Genomic DNA, 17,846 nt, shown 5'->3' on the forward strand with positions numbered 1-17,846 from the left:
CACTCAGAAAGTCATTAATGAACACGCCCATAACCCCAGAAGCGACGGCTCCTCCTCCTAGCGAGGGGAATCTTCAAGAGCATAAGATACGCTTTGAACGAGAAGCCATGATGTATGTGGATCAGCTGTATGCTGCCGCTCTGCGCATGTCACGAAATCCTGCTGACGCTGAAGACCTCGTACAAGAAACGTACGCTAAAGCTTTCTCTTCTTTCCATCAATACGCTGATGGCACCAACCTAAAAGCCTGGTTATATCGTATTCTGACCAATACGTATATCAACTTGTACCGCAAACGCCAGCGTGAACCGTACCAGACGCACAGCGACACTATTGAAGACTGGCAGCTTGCAAAGGCTAGCTCCCACCAGTCAACGGGTCTGCTCTCTGCAGAAGCACAAGCTCTAGAACACCTGCCAGATAGTGCCGTGATTACCGCATTACAAAACCTGCCAGAAGATTTTCGTATGGCGGTGTACTACTCCGATGTGGAGGGTTTCTCCTACAAAGAGATATCGGAGATTATGAATACTCCCGTGGGAACAGTGATGTCTCGTTTGCACCGTGGACGTAAACTCCTGCGAGACTCTCTCGCCGAATATGCCCATAGCCAAGGTTTAAAGACCCCCACTCAAAAGGAAGCATAAGATGTCTCACTCTTCTTGTTCCGAAAAACTCACTAGAATTTACGAATACCTTGATGGCGCTCTTTCCTGCGAAGATTTGCAAGAACTGCAAAATCATTTAGCAGAATGCCACGATTGTGCACAAGAATACGATCTTGAGTGCGTGATTCGTTCTGTGGTGAAACGTTCTTGCCGGCAGAGCGCACCGTCTGATTTAAAAGCTCGTATTCTAGGGACTATCAATAACCTCAAACAAGGGCACATCCTTGAATGCTCCGAAAAATCTGAATAGAATCCGCGCGAAAGTGGTATCTGCTGTGTCAGCTTAAACGACAGCTCCTCAGCTTGTAATAAGCTGAGGAGCTGAAAAGTATCAAGGTACCTTATGCGTTGGGGCGCTTACCGTGGTTTGCGCCGCCCTTACGACGGTCCTTGCGCTTACGACCGCGCTTGCTCATGAGAGCCTCCTTATAAAAGTTCAACACAAATGATTTAAGAAAATCTTGTGTTTATGTCCTGTCTCAACAAGAGACACCGTTTTCTATTTTGGCATACTCCACCGCTAAATGCACCTCAGACGAAGAATGTTCTTAAGGAAAAGAACATCACACATTCTCTCAAGGGGGCAAAAGCGGGGGTATAACGTGGTTTAGATAGGTTCTGGTAATTGCAACCAGTTATACCAGCCACGATGAAGGACAAGCCACGCAATAAGACCGTAACCAGACTGCCCGGGGCGCCCGCCATTAGCCGCTAAGTCATTACGCCACTGCTCATGGTGCAAAAGTGGGTTAAAAGTATCAACGTAGACGTGATTGCGGCGGGTCACAACATCAGCATATGCAGCGTTGAGGTCGGCGATACGACGGTTACGTTCAGTATCTAAGGATGGAGGAGGGCCTACAACCAAAACCTTCACATTGTTTTGGGAAGCCATATCTACCATATTTGCCAAGTTCAAACGGCTTCGCGCACTTGTAATATCAAGGTCGATATCGTAGGTAGAAGGTGCAATCACCAAACGGTTATCTGCACCTTGAGCAAAACGACGGCTAGCTTCATCAAACCAACGTGCGTTAAGCAGTTCAGAACCTTCCCCAGGGGCAGCAAGGTTATATGCAGAAACCTTTGCAGTGTGCTGAGGTGTGCGGGCAAGAACACGACCAAACCAGCCCAGCGCACGCGGATCGCCTACGCCAGCTAAGAGGTCGTCACCAACGGCAACTAATCGAATATTTCGCTGATCCACAAGAATCTTTCTGTCAAAACTATGGGCGTAAACCTCTTTAGAGGTTCACTCTCTTGTTACTAAGAATAAACTCTATACGCACTTCTGTGTTCTAAATAGAGGTGAGTTGAGAAAAAGAACCTGAAAAAGAACAAAAATGCCACCAGAAAATACTCTTCTGATGGCATTTTTGCTACTTATCCGCAGGCTTCAGAACACACCTTGAGGACGTGTCTCATCGACTGACAGATATGTTTAGCTGTCAAAAACATCTTCGATGAGGCTATCAAGCTCTGCCGTATGGCGTTTACCTGTACCAGCAGCAGGAGCCGCAGCAGCTGGACGAGAAGCCAACCGCATACGATACCCAATCTCTGGCAACAGGTATAACGCTATAAACGGCCATTGACCCTGATTAGCTGGTTCATCTTGAGCCCACACAATATCTTCTGCCTGAGAATACTGAGCTAATTGAGCCTGAATCTCTTCTAACGGCAAAGGATAAAGCTGTTCTACACGAATAATTGCAGTGGTACGGTCTGCCCGTCGGGCACGTTCTGCTTCAAGGTCATAGTAGAGACGTCCACTGACAAACACCACACGCTTAACATTCTGAGGACTCAACCCTGCAGTATCTGCTAAGACCGGCTGGAAGCTACCTTGTGTGAAATCTTCCACCGAAGAGTTTGCTGCTTTGAGACGCAATAGCTGTTTTGGTGTGAAGACAACAAGCGGTTTATGCGGACGAGATAGTGCATGACGCCGTAATAGGTGGAAGTGCGAAGCAGGTGTTGAAGGAATAGCCACCGTCATATTGTTCTCTGCACAAAGTTGCAAATAACGTTCTTGACGTGCCGAAGAATGATCTGGGCCTTGACCTTCAAAACCGTGCGGTAGAAGTAATACGAGTGAAGAACGTTGCGCCCACTTCTGCTCTGCAGAGCTAACAAACTCATCAATAATGGTTTGTGCACCATTAGCGAAGTCACCAAATTGGGCTTCCCAGACTACTAAGGAATCAGGGCGTTCTACCGAATAGCCGTACTCAAAACCAAGAACTCCGTATTCGGAGAGCAGAGAATTATAGATGCTAAAACGTCCTTGGGTGCTGGACAGATGCTGTAGTGGGTTCCATTCACTATCGTTGTGCACATCATGTAAGACAGTGTGTCGTTGCACGAAAGTACCACGCTGAACATCTTGACCAGACATGCGCACATCAACGCCATCTAACAACAATGAACCAAAAGCTGCCAGCTCACCAAAGCCCCAGTTAATACCACCGTCTGTAGCCATCGCTTGACGCTGTTCCATCAGCTTTTTGAGTTTCTTATGAGGGGTGAAATCTTCGGGGAAAGCGACAAAAGACGCACCAATACGTTCAATAACTTCAGTGCTAACAGCGGTTGACCCCGGTACACGAACATCATCTTCACTTTGTTGAGCGGCGGGTCGTTCAATATTAGATACTGCTGCCGCATCAGCAGTGACCAAAGGCGTTGTGGACGCTAACGCTGCGTGAGTTTCCGTGAAAATTTGTTCGAGAAGGTCTTGATAATCTTTACGTACTCGTTCGGCTTCGTCATGGGAGATATCTCCACGTCCAACAAGAGCTTCTGTGTAGAGTTTACGGGTGGACTCATGAGAGTTAATCTCGTGGTAGAGCTTAGGCTGAGTCATTGACGGGTCGTCAGCTTCGTTATGTCCACGACGGCGGTAACAGATGAGGTCGATAACAACATCTTTATGGAACATCTGGCGGTATTCAAAAGCCATTTGTCCGGCACGAACTACCGCTTCAGGGTCGTCTGCATTGACGTGGAAAATAGGTGCTTGGACCATGCGGGCAATATCCGTTGAATAGGTGGCAGTACGTCCATCATCAGGCGAGGTGGTAAAACCAATCTGATTATTAACAACGATATGAACCGTGCCGCCTGTGGTATACCCTTGAAGCTGGGACATCTGTAGTGTCTCCATCACAACACCTTGACCCGCAAATGCAGCGTCACCGTGCACGAGAATAGGTAGCACCGGGAAACCTGTGATGCCGTGTTCTTCAAGAACATCCTGTTTTGCTCGGACGATGCCTTCAAGTACCGTATTTGCGGCTTCAAGGTGTGAAGGGTTGGCTGCTAAATAGACTTGCGTTTGGTTGCCGTCGTCAGAGCTGAAAATACCTTCGGTGCCGAGGTGATATTTGACGTCACCGGAGCTGCCGCTGAGACGAGGATCAAGCTCCCCATCAAACTCACGGAAAATTTGTGCGTAGGACTTTCCAGCAATATTTGCGAGAACGTTGAGGCGTCCACGGTGTGCCATGCCGATACCAACGCCAGAGAGCCCGGCGTCGGCTGCTTCGGAGATGACAGAATCTAGCAGAGGAATGAGTGACTCTCCACCTTCGAGAGAGAAACGCTTCTGCCCAAGGTATTTGGTTTGAAGGAAAGTCTCGAACGCTTCTGCTGCGTTGAGCTTCGCAAGAACACGGAATTGTTCTTCTCGTGATGGTTTGGTGTACCCGTGCTCAAGGTGGTCTTGGAACCAGCGACGTTCTTGGGGGTCTTCAATGTGCATATATTCAACCGCCATCGTGGAGCAATATGCTTCACGAAGGAGGGTGAGGATGGTTCGTAGGGGGAGTGAGTCTTTGTCTCCAAAACCGCCTGTTGGCCAGATACGGTCAAGATCCCAAAGAGTGAGGCCGTAATTTTCGATGCGTAGGTCGGGGTGTGAGAGCATCTCATAGCCGAGGGGGTTAGTTTGGGCGATGAGGTGTCCGCGTACACGGTATGCGTGGATGAGTTGCTGAATACGAGCAACTTTAGATACTTCCGCTGAAGGGTCTACTTGGTTATCTACTGCCCAACGAACTGGTTCAAAGGGGATGCGGAGGTCTTCAAAGATTTGGTCGTAGAATCCGTCTCCGCCGAGCAGATAGTGTTCAATCTGTCGTAGGAATTCACCTGAGCCGGCACCTTGAATAACACGGTGATCATAGGTGGAGGTAAGGGTCAAAATTTTAGAGACACCGTGTTGGACGATAGTTTTTTCTGATGAACCGCGGTACTCGGCAGGGTAATCGAGTGCACCAGCTGCAATAATGCATGCTTGCCCCTTGGAAAGACGTGGCACAGAATGGACTGTTCCAATACCGCCGGGGTTCGTCAAGGAGATAGTGGTGCCTTGAAAATCTTGGACGCTTAGTTGCCCGTCGCGGCCGCGTTTGACGATGTCGTCATAGGCTTCCCAAAATTCGCTGAAGCTAAGTTCTTCGGCGCCTTTAACATTGGGTACGACGAGATTTCGTGAGCCGTCAGGGCGAGGAATATCGATGGCTAAACCAAAATTAATATGTGCTGGGTGGATAGCAACAGGCTTGCCTTTGTCATTTGTTCCGTAGAGGACGTTCATAGACGGTAGGGCAACTGTTGCACGAATGACGGCATAACCGATGATGTGGGTAAAAGAAATTTTTCCGCCACGCGTTCTTTTAAGATACTCGTTAATGGCCAGACGGTTATCAATCAGGAGTTTTGCTGGTATGGCTCGAACGGTTGTTGCGGTTGGAACGCTCAACGATTCTTCCATCGTGGTGACGACAGCTTTTGCTGGACCACGCAAAGGAACTTCTTTGTCCTCTTTGGGGGTATTGTTCTTTGGTTCAGCTGTTGTCTTGCGGGGGAGTGTTTTAGCTGCTTGAGGTGTGGGACGGGAAGCAGCTGGTGCTGGTGTTGTAGCACGTTGTGTGGGATGAGATGTTGTAGCGGCAGGAGCTTGTGCTACTGGTTTTTGAGTTGTCTGAGCTGGGGTGGTGTTCGTTTGTTCAGCCTGCATTGCCTGAAAAATAGGCCACCAGCTTTGTGATACGGAGTTTTTGTCGTGCTGGTATTGTTCAAATAGCTCTTCTACGAGCCATTCGTTGCCAGCAAATTCTTCGGGCACGTGGTGCTCTGGCAGTGTGGGCACAGTCTCTACGCCTCTTCCATAAGTGTCATGTTTCATACAGAGCAGCGAGAGCCTCGCGCTAAAACCTCAAAGGTTTTGAAGTGTCAGTGGTGGTTTCTCACTGTTGTATTGTGGGATGCTTGCACCACCAAAAACCTTGGCGGTGTGTGCTTCAACTCAGTTTAGTAATTTTTTACCTGAACTTTCCACCTTGACGCTAATCATTTCACAATAAAATGTGAACTGATGCATATTCAAGTGATATGTATGCTCCATTTCCTCAAGTAGATAGCTATCTCTCACTTTGAAACAGAATGGATGTTCCCCTCCACCTTAAGGCAGCCCCTTTGGTAGAATCTTGTGCCATGGATGAACCTTCTAGTTATCGCCATAGACCCATGACCTATGCTATTGAGCATTCGTATAACACTATGAGCGACCAATATTTCTATGCCCTTTACCCAGCGCTACCATCTCAAAACGCCCGCGCAATGAAGCCGGCGGTGCACTAACGATGGAATGGATATTACTTTTACTAGGGCTTCTACTGATTCTCGGAACAGGGTTCTTCGTTGCCGTAGAGTTCTCCTTAGTTGCACTTGACCAATCAGCAGTGCAAAAAGAAATTGATTCTGGAGATCGTGGCGGCGAAAAAGTGCTCCGTTGCCTCAAATCACTCTCTACACAACTTTCAAGTTGCCAAATCGGCATTACCATCACCACCTTGCTCACCGGCTATACTCTCGACTACGCCATGAAAAGCCTAGTGGTAGATACTATTTCGTCATGGGGACTACCCGATAGCATCGCTAATATCTTGACCCTTATCTTTGCGATGGTTATCGCCACCTTGCTATCCATGATTCTCGGTGAGCTTATCCCTAAAAACCTCGCTATCGCCGAAGCCTATAAAGTGGCACGCGCATTAGCTCCCGCACAACTTGTTTTCACGAAAATCATCGCACCCTTTGTCCGTCTCATGAACGGCTCTGCTAATAAGATTCTTCACCTCTTTGGTATGGAAGCAAAAGAAGAACTTTCTGGTGCTCGCTCACCCGAAGAACTTTCTTCTATGGTGCGACGTTCCGCAGAACAAGGCGTATTAGATTCTGATACTGCACGGTTCGTTGGTAAAACTCTTTCATTTGCCGAACTCACCGCTGCAGACGTGATGACACCGCGACGTAAAGTTGTCATGCTAGAAGATACTGAAAGCGTCGCTGAAGTTGTGAAAGCCGCACAGAAGACCGGATATTCTCGCTTTCCTATTTATCGTGGAGATCAAGATAACGTTGTGGGCGTTGTCCACATTAAACGTGCTGTAAGTGTTCCGATTGAGGTGCGTGAAACCTTGCAAGCAGGAACCTTGATGGAAAATATACTTCAGGTTCCTGAGACTGTTCATCTGGATTCTTTACTGTTACAGCTACGCAATGGTGCACTCCAGCTAGCTATCGTCTTAGACGAATATGGTGGAACTGCTGGCATGGCGACCTTAGAAGACCTCATCGAAGAAATCGTTGGAGAAGTCTCTGACGAACATGAGCTTCTTGAAACCGAAGACAGGCCACTCATGCTCAGTAATGGAGACTGGTTGTTCTCGGGGCTACTTCGACCGGACGAACTCAACGAGTATATTAACATTCTCCACATTGAGGACGACGCCTCCTACGAAACGATGGGCGGATATGTGATGGATCGTCTGGGGCGTATTCCCAAAGTGGGAGATACTCTTTCCATTGAACAGGGCTCTTTTAAAATTGAGGCGATGGAACAGCGGCGAGTAGATCGGATTCGTTTCATCCCGCAAGATCCCTACCGTAAAACTACTTTGGCAGCTGCTAACGAGGGTAAAAAATAATGAATGATATTACCGCAATGTTGCTTTTAGTACTGCTTTTAGCTGGTAACGCTTTCTTCGTTGCCGGTGAATTTGCGATTATGTCTACCCGTCGTTCTCAGGTAGAGCCCTTAGCGCAAGCTGGTAATAAGCGAGCGCAAACGGTACTTTATGCGTTAGAAAACGTTTCGTTGATGTTGGCAACCTGTCAACTGGGTATTACGGTTTGCTCGTTGTTGATTCTTAACGTTTCTGAGCCTGCTTTGCATCATATGGTTGCTGGCCCGTTAGAGCATTGGGGTGTTCCTCTTGCTGTGGCGGATACTTTAGGGTTCTTGCTTGCTTTGGTGTTGGTGACGTTTTTGCATGTGATTCTTGGTGAAATGGTTCCTAAGAATGCTGCGGTGTCGTTGGCGGCTGAGGGGGTAGCTTTGTGGATTGCTCCGCCTTTGGTATGGTTTTCAAAGCTTTTTGGGCCTATTGTCTGGTTTTTAAATAGCATTGCAGACCGTGCGCTTAAGGCGATGAAGATTGAGCCGAAGGACGAGGTGTCTTCTACTTTTACGTTGGATGAGTTGCAGAATATTGTTGCAGAGTCGACGGCTGAAGGAACTGTTGCTGACGGTTCGGGTGTGCTTTCTGGGGCGTTAGAGTTTTCTGAGAAGAAGGTTTCGGAGATTATGATTCTGCCTTCTGATGTTGTGACGTTGCCTCGTTCGAGTACTCCTGAAGATATTGAGCGCGCTGTTGCTCATACTGGTTATTCTCGGTTTTTGATTGAATCCTCAGAGGGTGGCCCGTATCTGGGGTATGTGCATGTTAAAGATGCGTTGTCAGTGGTGGGGGAGCGTCGTAAGGAGGCAATACCATGGGGGTCTATTCGGCCGATGTCGGTTGTTCCTCCGTCGATGGAAATTGATGATGCTCTTGCTGTGATGCAACGTAAGAGTTGCCATGTGTCGCATGTTGCAACATCGGATGGTACGTCTTATGGTGTCTTGTTCTTGGAAGATGTTTTAGAACAGCTTGTGGGCGAGATTAGAGATACGACTCAGGAACATGTGCGTAAGCGTGATGTGTCTTTGCGTCGTTCGTAAGTTGGTATAAGAGTTTTAAAGGGGGTAGTCCGGTGGCGGTCTACTCCTTTTGCTCTAGGTGGTGGGTGTTGGTGCTAAAAGTGATGTAGTACTCGTTGTGATGAGCAATGTTTAGTTGATAATGGAGTATGCTAAATGAGAACCGTTTTCAGAGGTCTATAGAGTTTGGAGCTCCCGCTATGAAAAAGTTTTTGACAGGAATCGCATTTCTTTCTATTGCTTCATTGAGTTTAAGTGCGTGTGGAAGCACCGTCGAAAAGAGTGAAGAGTCGGCGAAGAACTCCGAAAAAGGCGTTATTAAAGTTGTGACGAGCACTGATGTGTATGCAAATATTGTTGAGAGTATTGGTGGGGACACTGTCGAAGTAACTCCTCTTATTAACTCAACGAGCGAGGATCCTCATTCGTACGAGGCAACTAGTGCTGACCGGCTGAGTGTTAAAGATGCGCAGTTGGTGGTGCTTAACGGTGGTGGCTACGATCAGTTCCTTGAAAATATGGCTGGTCAAGATCATAAAGACCAGAAAGTGCTGAATGCTGTTGAGATTTCTGGTCTTCAAAAAGATGATGACCACGCTCACGAGCACGACCATGAGCACGGTGACGACCACGCTCACGAACATGGGGACGAGCACGCCCACGCTCACGAACACGGCGACGAACACGCCCACTCTCACGAACATGGGGACGAGCACTCCCACGAGCACGGCGACGAACATGCCCACTCCCACGAGCACGGACACCATCACCATCATCACGGGGACTTTAACGAACACGTCTGGTATGACTTTGTAGCTATGCAAAAACTTGCGGGAGCTATCGCAGAAGACCTCGCAGAAGAAGCCCCCGAGCACGCTGAACAATACCGCCAAGCAGCCGGAAAATTTAAATCAGAGTTGGGAGAACTCATCTCACAAACTCGAGGAATTAACGCTGAAGGCAAAAAATATATTGCAACAGAACCTGTCCCCGGATACCTACTCACCATGGCAGGATTCTCTGACGCAACACCTTCAGAACTAACCTCAGCCGTAGAATCCGGTAGCGACATTGCACCATTAATCATGAACCAGGTTAAAGAAGAACTCCAAGAAAAACAGGTTGGATTCTTCGCCTACAATGAACAGACATCTTCACCACAAACAGAAGAACTGCTCAAAGACGCTCAGGAAGCACAGATTCCTCATGTATCATTCACCGAAACCCTGCCTGAAGGGAAAGACTACCTAGGATGGATGAAAGAAAACATTGAGAACATCAAAAAATCACTAACTTCCTAAAAATATGCACAACAACATCACAAAGTCCGCCTCTAAGACTGCTATCACCATTCGCGGAGGCGGACTTTCCTACGGGCAAAGAACTCTCTGGAAAGACCTTGACCTCACAGTTAAACAAGGAGAATACTTTGCAGTACTTGGACCCAACGGCTCCGGAAAATCAACATTCCTCAAAGTTGTTTTGGGACTAGAAACCCTCAGCCACGGAAAAATCAGCATCCTTGGCTCCCCAGCACGCACCGGACACCCCGGCGTCGGATATATTCCACAACAAAAAATGATGCCGGCACACACCCCCTTACGTGCCCGTGACGTTGTCCGTTTAGGTATCGACGGGCACCGTTGGGGAATACTGACCCACGGGCGGCGAAAAGTACAAACACGAGTCGAAGAACTTTTAGAAGCTGTCGGCGCAGAAGAATACGCAAACGTTCCCGTAGGATTACTCTCTGGCGGTGAACAACAACGTATCCGCATAGCCCAAGCACTCGCACATAACCCAAAAATTCTTCTCGCCGATGAAGCTCTACTTTCTCTTGACTTAAACCATCAATACGCTGTTGCTGAACTCATCCACCAATATAATCGCCAACAGCAAGGGACTGTCATCTTCGTAACCCACGAAATAAACCCCATTATTGACCATGTTGATAGAGTCCTCTACCTTGCTAACGGGCGTTTTACGATTGGAACAGTCGAAGAAGTCATGCGCAGTGAAGTGCTAACCAACCTCTATCAGACTCCGGTGAGCGTCATCAAAACAAATGGACGATATATCGTCGTTGGTGGAGAAAACCACGCGCCAGGAGCAACTGTTGAAGAACACACCCATTGCACTAACTCGGGAGAACTTTCATGATTACCACTCTTGCATATAGTTCCTCCCTGTTCTCACAAATCTTTGTTTTCGACAGGTATGGAGAACTGGTTGAACTGCTCATGCCTTCTATTCTGGCAGGCGCAGTACTAGGGCTCATCGGAGGGTTTGTCGGTACCTTCGTCATGATGCGTGACCATGCATTCGCCGTTCACGGTATCGCTGAAATGTCATTCGCCGGTGCAGCGCTGTTTCTCCTGCTGGGATATAACGTCGTCACCGGATCTCTTGTTGGCTCAGTGCTCTCTGCTTTATTGATGGGCGTACTTGGTTCGAAAACACATAGTACAAACTCCGTTATTGGTGCATTGATGCCATTTGGGTTAGGAATGGGCATCTTATTCTTGTCCTTATACCCTGGACGTTCTGGTAACAAGTTTTATCTTCTGACCGGACAAATTGTTTCTGTTGATGAGTCACAACTGAACTACATGATAGTGGGTGCCATCTTTATTATCGGTATTCTTATCGCTATCTGGAGGCCTCTCACTTTTGCTTCTTTAGACCCTGACGTTGCTCGCGCTAAAGGCGTACCACTGCAATTTTTGTCGATGGTTTTTATGCTAGTTTTAGGAGTCGCAGTTGCCCTATCTGTGCAGATTGTAGGGTCTCTATTGGTGCTAGCGCTACTGATTACTCCTGCTGCTGCAGCTTTGCAACTAAGTGCTAACCCGTTAAAAGCGTTAGCGTTATCTATTCTTTTTGCCGAGATATCTATTGTTGGTGGCATTATGCTTGCGCTTGCTGGCTCTTTACCGATTAGCCCATACGTTACAAGCATTTCCTTTATTTTGTATCTGATAAGCCGTGTTATCAGCGCAGTACGTCGCCGTTATAGTGGCTCTGGACGTCGAACCGTGAGCGTATCATCACGGGTATAAATATCGTATAAAACGAGAGCTCTGCTAGGGGAGGTCTTTCTTCTGGCATAAGGAACACACACCGGTTACCTCAATAACATGGTCGATATCTGTATAACCGTATTGTGCTCCAATAGCTGTGGCCCAATCCTCAATAGAAGGTGCTTCTAACTCAACTGCAGCACCGCAACGGCGGCAGAGTAAATGATGATGGTGATGTTCTACTTCGCATTTACGGTAGATAGATTCTCCATCTTCGGTTTTGAGTACGTCCACCTCACCGTATTCTGCTAAAGATTGCAAAATACGGTACGTTGTCGCTAAAGAAACAGCCTCTTGACGTGAGACCATGAGCATATGTAATTCTTGCGCTGAGATAAAATCATCTAAGCCCTCTAACGTTGCTTTAACAATGCGACGCTGCTTTGTGTTGCGTACCTCAGGTTTAGCGTTCTGAGATTCAGCCATCATGCTCTAGCCCTTCATATCACCGAAAATATACTTTCAACACCTTACACTAGGGGATATAGATACGCTATATTGCGATATTTATCCCCATCTCTAGAATAATCTGAGAGACTATAAAGCACACTCATATTAGGGTGGATACATGAAACTTACGAAATACACTCATTCTTGTGTTCGTCTTGAACACGAAGGAAGAATACTAGTTCTTGACCCCGGAAACTTCTCGGAAGTATCTGAAGCTCTTGAGGGCGCCGACTATTTATTGATTACCCACGGGCATCCTGACCATTATGACCCTGAACGTGTTGACCCTTATCTTCAAGAACATCCTGAGGTACGTATCTACGCGCCGGCGCCTGTCGCAGAACAGATGTCTCGCACCCTACCTAACTCCCAGATACAGGCTGTAGCTGGTGCAGAAAGCATCACTCTTGACGGTTTTAATATCAAAACATTTGGTGGTCAGCATGCGTTGATTCATCCGCTCATCCCAATGATTCCTAACGTTGGGTACTTTATCAACGATAACTTATACCACCCCGGTGACAATTTTGTTGTTCCTGATGGAGTCAACGTTAAAACGCTCCTTGTTCCAATCCACGCACCGTGGAATAAAATTGGTGAGGTTATTGACTTTGTGGCTTCAGTACGTGCTCCACGTGCCTACCAAATTCATGATTCTCTCTTAGCAGATTCTGGTCGAACGATGATTGGCACACACACGAAGAACTTTGCTGCACGGTATGGAACAGAATTTTCGTTACTTGAACCCAAAGAGAGCGTAGAGATCTCCTAAAGTTTTGACGAACTGCTCAAAGAAAGGCAGAACACCTGATGACCACCATCTTTACAAAAATTATGACCGGCGAACTACCTGGACACATCGTCTATGAAGATGACCAATGCGCAGCATTTTTGACGATTGAACCAGTGAACCCTGGACATACGCTTGTTGTCCCTCGAGAAGAAATAGACCATTGGGTCGACTTGCCCGATGGTTTACGTAACCACCTTTTTGCTGTGGCACAGAAAATTGCACAAGCTCAACGTACAGTATTTGACTCAGAACGTAGCGCTTTGATGATTGCTGGTTTTGAAGTTCCGCATACTCACCTTCACGTGTACCCTGCCAATAGCATGGCAGACTTCTCGCCCGAAGCTATCCAACGTGACGTTCCGCCAGAAGAACTAGCACAACATGCACAGTCCTTACGTGAGGCCTTAGCAGAATAACTCGCGTCCATAGCTGTGGGGTGTGGGTAAAACTAGTGTCAGTTTTACCCACACCCCACAGCATTGAACAGCACGAACCGGTACAACCGTAGATGAGCTAGTTTCGAGAGGATTTTTCTAACGCTTCACGTAAAGCTTTTTTGATACGTTTTTCGGAGACTGTATATGCTGTGCCCAAATTTTGTGCAAAGAAACTGATGCGTAGCTCTTCGGTCATCCAGCCAACATCTTTTAACTCTTGGGTAACGTGCGTACCAGCTGGTAAAGATTTAACTGCCTCATCATAGGAATCTTCGAGTTCTTGTACAATGAGCATCTGCTGATGATCTCGATGTAGCTGAGACCCTAACTTTTCAAGACGGCGTGAAATACCTTGAAGATAGCGCGGAATATGCGCTAAATGCTGATACCCCGTTTGAGCGACAAACCCAGGGTAAACAAGATTCTCCTGCTGAGATTTCATATCGCTCACAGCATGGATGACCGATAAAGAGGTAGCCTTCTTTAACATTTTCTGTACAGCAGCAGACTCACGAAGAATATCTGCAACAAGCTTCGTAACCTCAAAGACAGCATCTATTAAATCGGCTCGTACACGATCATAAAGTATCTGATACTCAGCTTTCGTCCATGGCGGGTTTTCTGGGGTGAGATGATCGATAGCAGCTGCTAAACAATCTTGAACCAACTGATCTACCGAACCGTGCGGATTCTGGGTAAAAATCAGTTTCTCCTGATGCGAAAGATGATCGCTAACATAACGAACTACCGACGGTAACTCAAGACTTAGAAGCCGTATGACCGCTTGACGTTGTGAGGAGCAGGCCTCCACCTCCTGTGAAAAAATCTGCAAACCAACGCTCTTTTGCTGATCGGTAAGAGCCGGATACCCCGTAACCTGTTGGGTTGCAATAGTGCGAGTTATTGTTCGCGGAAAATCTTCTTCTGGCCAGTGCAACAGACCTGAACGTTCACGAACTGAACTATCAGAAGCTGTCGAATCTCCTTGGCTCGCAGCGCCAGCTTTCTTCTGTGGTGATGGCTTGGGCACTGAAGACTGTGCAACCGTATGAGCCGTTTTGCCCAGAGCAGTAAGTGCCACAATATCCTCAACACTAGCTCCTAATGACTGGGCTAACGCGTTTCGTACCTGTTCATGAAGAGAGCTTTGCAAAGCAAGAAGATCTTTTCCTTCTCCTACGATAACGTTCTGATGATTACGCACCTGGAACGTGAAACGTAGATGTTCAGGTATCTTCTGCTGATCAAAGTCTTCGGGCTGCACCGGCACTGAACGCAACTGTTTAAGACACCGCGCCACGGACTGGTCAAAAACATCTTCTATCGGAGAAAATTCTTCGTCTAAAAGTTTTATGACCTGGCGAGCAACGTCTGGCGCTGGAACAAAATTCTTGCGAATCTGTTTTGGTAATGAACGAATTAATGCTGTGACGAGTTCTTCACGAAGACCGGGAATAAGCCATTGGAAAGGTTCTGGGCTGAGCTGGTTCAAAAAGAGTAACGGTATCTGCACCGCAATACCATCAGTATGCGCAGATGATGCTGTATCGACGGGGTGAGGAGCGTACTCATATCGTAAATCGAGGTGTAGCTCACCACCGTCTGTGGTGACGGTCCACGTTCGGGGGAACTGGCTTTCATCGTAATCGGCTGCTTCTTGATCGATGAGGTGGTCAGTCGAAAAATCGAGAAGGTGTTCGTTGCGAGTACGTTCTTCTTTCCACCACCGATCAAAATGTCGTGCTGAGACCACATGGGCAGGAATACGCTGATTGTAGAAATCAAAGAGAGCTTGGTCATCGACACGTAAATCTCGTCGTCGAAGACGCGTCTCTAACTCTTCAATATCGGCTAAAGCGCGCTGATTACGTTTGAAGAAACGATGTCGTGTCTTCCAGTCACCTTCAACAAGTGCTGAGCGAATAAATATCTCGCGACATAACTCTGGATCAATACGAGAGTACTGAACTTTACGGTCAGCAATAATAGGCAACCCCAGTAATGTTACTTTCTCGTGAGCGAGGACGGCACCAGCAGCAGCCGACCAATGAGGGTCATCATATTGTCGTTTAACGAGGTGCGAGCCGACTTCTTCCACCCATTCTGGGGATATTTTGGCGTTGGTTCGAGCCCATAGTTTTGATGTTTCTACAAGTTCTGCACCAACCACCCATTCTGGTTTTTTTGAGAATAGTGACGAAGCAGGGAAAATATGGAAACGTGTTCCTCTGACTCCACGATATTCTCCGCGTGTGCGCTCATCTTTTAACCCGATATGAGAGAGCAAACCCGAAAGAACACTCTTGTGCAAATTCTCTTCATGCGCTGCCGGTTCAATGATGCGCCCAGCGCTAACCTTAATCTTTGCTTCTTGGGCAATATCGCGTAGCTGCGCAAAGAGATCTTGCCATTCTCGAACTCTCAAAAAGTTGATATGTTCGCGGTGACAAAGCTTTCTAAACTGTGATGAGGAAAGTTCTTCTTGCTGCTCATGCAGATACTGCCATAACAATAAGAAACTGGAAAAATCAGAGTTATCGTCGACAAAACGGCGGTGGAAAGTATCTGCTTGTGCGCGTTGTTCGTAGGGACGTTCTCGAGGGTCTTGAATGGTCAACGCAGCAGCAAGAACCATCATCTCTTTAGCACATCCACGTTTTTGAGCTTCAACGATCATACGGCTCAAACGCGGGTCTAAAGGAAGCTTAGACATGGCACGCCCGATAGCGGTCAGCGGTGAGGAACCGCGACGTCGGCTATGAGAAGATTTCATACTTAATGCGCCGAGCTCTCTCAATAAGGCGACGCCGTCGTTGATGGCTCGATTCTCAGGTTTCTGCACAAATGGGAAACGCTCAATATCCCCAATGGACTGAACTACACCCATAGCGCTCATATTGAGGATGACGGCGGCGAGGTTCGTGCGTAGAATCTCGGGGTCTGTGAATTCTGGGCGTGAAAGAAAATCCTCTTCAGAGTAGAGACGTATCGCAATACCGGCACTGGTACGGCCACTACGACCAGAACGCTGCCGTGCACTTGCCTGAGAGATTCTTTCAATCGGTAGACGCTGAACTTTGGTGCGTGCTGAGTATCGTGAGATTCTTGCCGTGCCCGTATCAATCACGTAGGTGATACCCGGTACTGTTAGCGATGTCTCTGCTACGTTTGTTGCCAGTACAATACGAGGTTTTGAACCGGTACGGAAAATACGATTTTGCTCTGTTAAAGAGAGCCGAGCATATAACGGTAAAACTTCGTAGCGGGGCAGTTGAGGGGTGTTACGGATAAGCTGTTCAATAGCTTCTTGAGCATCTCGAATCTCTCGTTCTCCGGCGAAGAAGATGAGGATATCCCCGTTCCCTTCACGTGATAGCTCAACGATGCCGTCGAGAATACCGTCGATAGGGTCTCTATCTTCTGTTGCTAGGTCTTCGGAGTCTTCGTCAGGGTGTTCGGTCTCTTCCGATAACGGGCGATACCTGATTTCAACAGGGTAGGTTCTTCCCGAGACTTCGATAATGGGTGGCGCATGAGGAGGTAGCTCGTCGTCGGCGCTGAGTTCTTCTGCACAAAAGTGTCGGCTAAAACGTTCTGGGTCAATAGTTGCCGAGGTGATAATCACCTTCAAATCTGGCCGTTTGGGAAGAATCTGTTTGAGATACCCGAGGATAAAGTCGATGTTAAGGCTACGTTCGTGTGCCTCGTCGATGATGATAACAGAATACTTTGTTAGCAGCTTATCGTGATGTATCTCTGCAAGGAGGATACCGTCAGTCATTAATTTGATGGCAGAAGTATCGCTCACCTGTGAGGTGAAACGTACCTGATAACCGACGGTGTGACCGAGCTCTTCACCTAACTCTTCGGCGATACGTTCTGCTACCGAGCGCGCTGCAATACGTCGTGGTTGGGTATGACCGACCATGCCATATTCTGCTAATCCCATTTCTAAACAAATTTTAGGTAGCTGAGTTGTTTTACCTGAACCAGTTTCACCAGCAACAATCACAACTTGGTGAGAGCGAATGGCATCGATGATTTCTTGTCGTTGCGTACAAACTGGAAGGTCTGCAGGGTAGGTGATACTTTCTGGTGCAATAACTCGCCGTGGCTTTGGTGGCTGCTTTGCCCCCTGCGATGATGAACGGCGGGAACGCCGTGTATTCTTTGGGGCACCAGATTTACTTGTACCGCGAGATGAACGAGGAACGTTCTTGTGTGACTCTTGTGCTGATGAGCTGCTCATACGGGTCGGGGCGTGATGAATAGTAGCGGCAAGAGCGCTTAAAGAAGGGGCTTGAGGCGAAGTTTTTTTCTCAGACATGGGTACGCAACTTTAGGTGATGTTCACAGTGGGGCGGTAGA

The 17,846-nt window shown here is 47.7% G+C and carries 14 protein-coding genes; 9 read left to right on the top strand and 5 right to left on the bottom strand.

All coding sequences use genetic code 11. From position 1 onward, the window contains the following. Nucleotides 1–17 precede the first annotated feature (17 nt). Complete coding sequence (locus ACN081_RS03040; RefSeq protein WP_419103635.1) at nucleotides 18–647, top strand: sigma-70 family RNA polymerase sigma factor; 630 nt, start codon at nucleotides 18–20, stop codon at nucleotides 645–647. Between the two features lies 1 nt (nucleotide 648). Next, entirely contained in the window at nucleotides 649–918 is a 270-nt protein-coding gene (rsrA, locus tag ACN081_RS03045) for a mycothiol system anti-sigma-R factor (protein ID WP_419101501.1), read from the top strand. A 91-nt stretch (nucleotides 919–1,009) separates the two neighbouring features. On the opposite strand, the gene ACN081_RS03050 is transcribed toward rsrA, so the two are convergent. The 3 genes from ACN081_RS03050 to ACN081_RS03060 form a co-directional block, all read right to left on the bottom strand. Then, entirely contained in the window at nucleotides 1,010–1,084 is a 75-nt protein-coding gene (locus tag ACN081_RS03050) for a 50S ribosomal protein bL37 (RefSeq protein WP_095343185.1), read from the bottom strand. Between the two features lie 191 nt (nucleotides 1,085–1,275). Next, complete coding sequence (locus ACN081_RS03055; RefSeq protein WP_419106918.1) at nucleotides 1,276–1,875, bottom strand: GDSL-type esterase/lipase family protein; 600 nt, start codon at nucleotides 1,873–1,875, stop codon at nucleotides 1,276–1,278. A 234-nt stretch (nucleotides 1,876–2,109) separates the two neighbouring features. Next, entirely contained in the window at nucleotides 2,110–5,823 is a 3,714-nt protein-coding gene (locus tag ACN081_RS03060) for a multifunctional oxoglutarate decarboxylase/oxoglutarate dehydrogenase thiamine pyrophosphate-binding subunit/dihydrolipoyllysine-residue succinyltransferase subunit (protein WP_419106919.1), read from the bottom strand. A gap of 493 nt (nucleotides 5,824–6,316) precedes the next feature. Here ACN081_RS03060 and ACN081_RS03065 point away from each other — a divergent pair, with 493 nt between their 5' ends. The 5 genes from ACN081_RS03065 to ACN081_RS03085 all read left to right on the top strand — a co-directional run bounded on the left by ACN081_RS03065 (nucleotide 6,317) and on the right by ACN081_RS03085 (nucleotide 11,777). Then, nucleotides 6,317–7,663 carry a hemolysin family protein gene (locus ACN081_RS03065; RefSeq protein WP_419106920.1) on the top strand — a complete coding sequence of 449 codons (1,347 nt, stop codon included), beginning with the start codon at nucleotides 6,317–6,319 and terminating at the stop codon, nucleotides 7,661–7,663. Further along, nucleotides 7,663–8,739, top strand: a complete 1,077-nt coding sequence (locus ACN081_RS03070) for a hemolysin family protein (protein ID WP_419103631.1) — start codon at nucleotides 7,663–7,665, stop codon at nucleotides 8,737–8,739. The genes ACN081_RS03065 and ACN081_RS03070 overlap by 1 nt, the downstream gene beginning before the upstream one ends. A 179-nt stretch (nucleotides 8,740–8,918) precedes the next feature. Further along, nucleotides 8,919–10,019 (top strand): metal ABC transporter solute-binding protein, Zn/Mn family, encoded by a 1,101-nt coding sequence (locus tag ACN081_RS03075; protein WP_419106921.1) that lies wholly within the window; start codon nucleotides 8,919–8,921, stop codon nucleotides 10,017–10,019. Nucleotides 10,020–10,023: 4 nt separating this feature from the next. Next, nucleotides 10,024–10,878, top strand: coding sequence for a metal ABC transporter ATP-binding protein (locus tag ACN081_RS03080; protein ID WP_419106922.1), 855 nt, complete (start codon nucleotides 10,024–10,026; stop codon nucleotides 10,876–10,878). Then, nucleotides 10,875–11,777: a metal ABC transporter permease gene (locus tag ACN081_RS03085; protein ID WP_419106923.1), complete on the top strand. Its 903-nt coding sequence runs from the start codon at nucleotides 10,875–10,877 to the stop codon at nucleotides 11,775–11,777. Before ACN081_RS03080 ends, ACN081_RS03085 begins: the two co-directional genes overlap by 4 nt. 24 nt (nucleotides 11,778–11,801) lie before the next feature. Here ACN081_RS03085 and ACN081_RS03090 read toward each other — a convergent pair whose 3' ends face one another. After that, nucleotides 11,802–12,227: a Fur family transcriptional regulator gene (locus ACN081_RS03090; protein ID WP_419106924.1), complete on the bottom strand. Its 426-nt coding sequence runs from the start codon at nucleotides 12,225–12,227 to the stop codon at nucleotides 11,802–11,804. 139 nt (nucleotides 12,228–12,366) lie between these two features. Here ACN081_RS03090 and ACN081_RS03095 point away from each other — a divergent pair, with 139 nt between their 5' ends. Both ACN081_RS03095 and ACN081_RS03100 read left to right on the top strand, forming a co-directional pair. After that, on the top strand, nucleotides 12,367–13,020 hold the full coding sequence (locus tag ACN081_RS03095; protein ID WP_419106925.1) for an MBL fold metallo-hydrolase: 654 nt from the start codon (nucleotides 12,367–12,369) through the stop codon (nucleotides 13,018–13,020). A gap of 38 nt (nucleotides 13,021–13,058) precedes the next feature. Continuing rightward, nucleotides 13,059–13,457: an HIT family protein gene (locus ACN081_RS03100; protein ID WP_419103625.1), complete on the top strand. Its 399-nt coding sequence runs from the start codon at nucleotides 13,059–13,061 to the stop codon at nucleotides 13,455–13,457. Between the two features lie 97 nt (nucleotides 13,458–13,554). Here ACN081_RS03100 and hrpA read toward each other — a convergent pair whose 3' ends face one another. Then, the gene (hrpA, locus tag ACN081_RS03105) at nucleotides 13,555–17,805 is read right to left on the bottom strand and encodes an ATP-dependent RNA helicase HrpA (RefSeq protein WP_419106926.1); all 4,251 of its coding nucleotides are present in this window, start codon (nucleotides 17,803–17,805) and stop codon (nucleotides 13,555–13,557) included. Between the last annotated feature and the right edge of the window lie 41 nt (nucleotides 17,806–17,846).

Origin of the sequence: Rothia sp. P13129 (assembly GCF_048512865.1) — a bacterium.
In the GTDB taxonomy this organism is placed as follows: domain Bacteria; phylum Actinomycetota; class Actinomycetes; order Actinomycetales; family Micrococcaceae; genus Rothia.

Excerpts from the sequence above, each read along its gene's own strand:
- ACN081_RS03040 (WP_419103635.1), top strand. The coding sequence starts at position 18 with ATGAACACGCCCATAACCCCAGAAGCGACGGCTCCTCCTCCTAGCGAG.
- rsrA (WP_419101501.1), top strand. The coding sequence starts at position 649 with ATGTCTCACTCTTCTTGTTCCGAAAAACTCACTAGAATTTACGAATAC.
- ACN081_RS03065 (WP_419106920.1), top strand. The coding sequence starts at position 6,317 with ATGGAATGGATATTACTTTTACTAGGGCTTCTACTGATTCTCGGAACA.
- ACN081_RS03070 (WP_419103631.1), top strand. The coding sequence starts at position 7,663 with ATGAATGATATTACCGCAATGTTGCTTTTAGTACTGCTTTTAGCTGGT.
- ACN081_RS03075 (WP_419106921.1), top strand. The coding sequence starts at position 8,919 with ATGAAAAAGTTTTTGACAGGAATCGCATTTCTTTCTATTGCTTCATTG.
- ACN081_RS03080 (WP_419106922.1), top strand. The coding sequence starts at position 10,024 with ATGCACAACAACATCACAAAGTCCGCCTCTAAGACTGCTATCACCATT.
- ACN081_RS03085 (WP_419106923.1), top strand. The coding sequence starts at position 10,875 with ATGATTACCACTCTTGCATATAGTTCCTCCCTGTTCTCACAAATCTTT.
- ACN081_RS03090 (WP_419106924.1), bottom strand. The coding sequence starts at position 12,227 with ATGATGGCTGAATCTCAGAACGCTAAACCTGAGGTACGCAACACAAAG.
- ACN081_RS03095 (WP_419106925.1), top strand. The coding sequence starts at position 12,367 with ATGAAACTTACGAAATACACTCATTCTTGTGTTCGTCTTGAACACGAA.
- ACN081_RS03100 (WP_419103625.1), top strand. The coding sequence starts at position 13,059 with ATGACCACCATCTTTACAAAAATTATGACCGGCGAACTACCTGGACAC.
- hrpA (WP_419106926.1), bottom strand. The coding sequence starts at position 17,805 with ATGTCTGAGAAAAAAACTTCGCCTCAAGCCCCTTCTTTAAGCGCTCTT.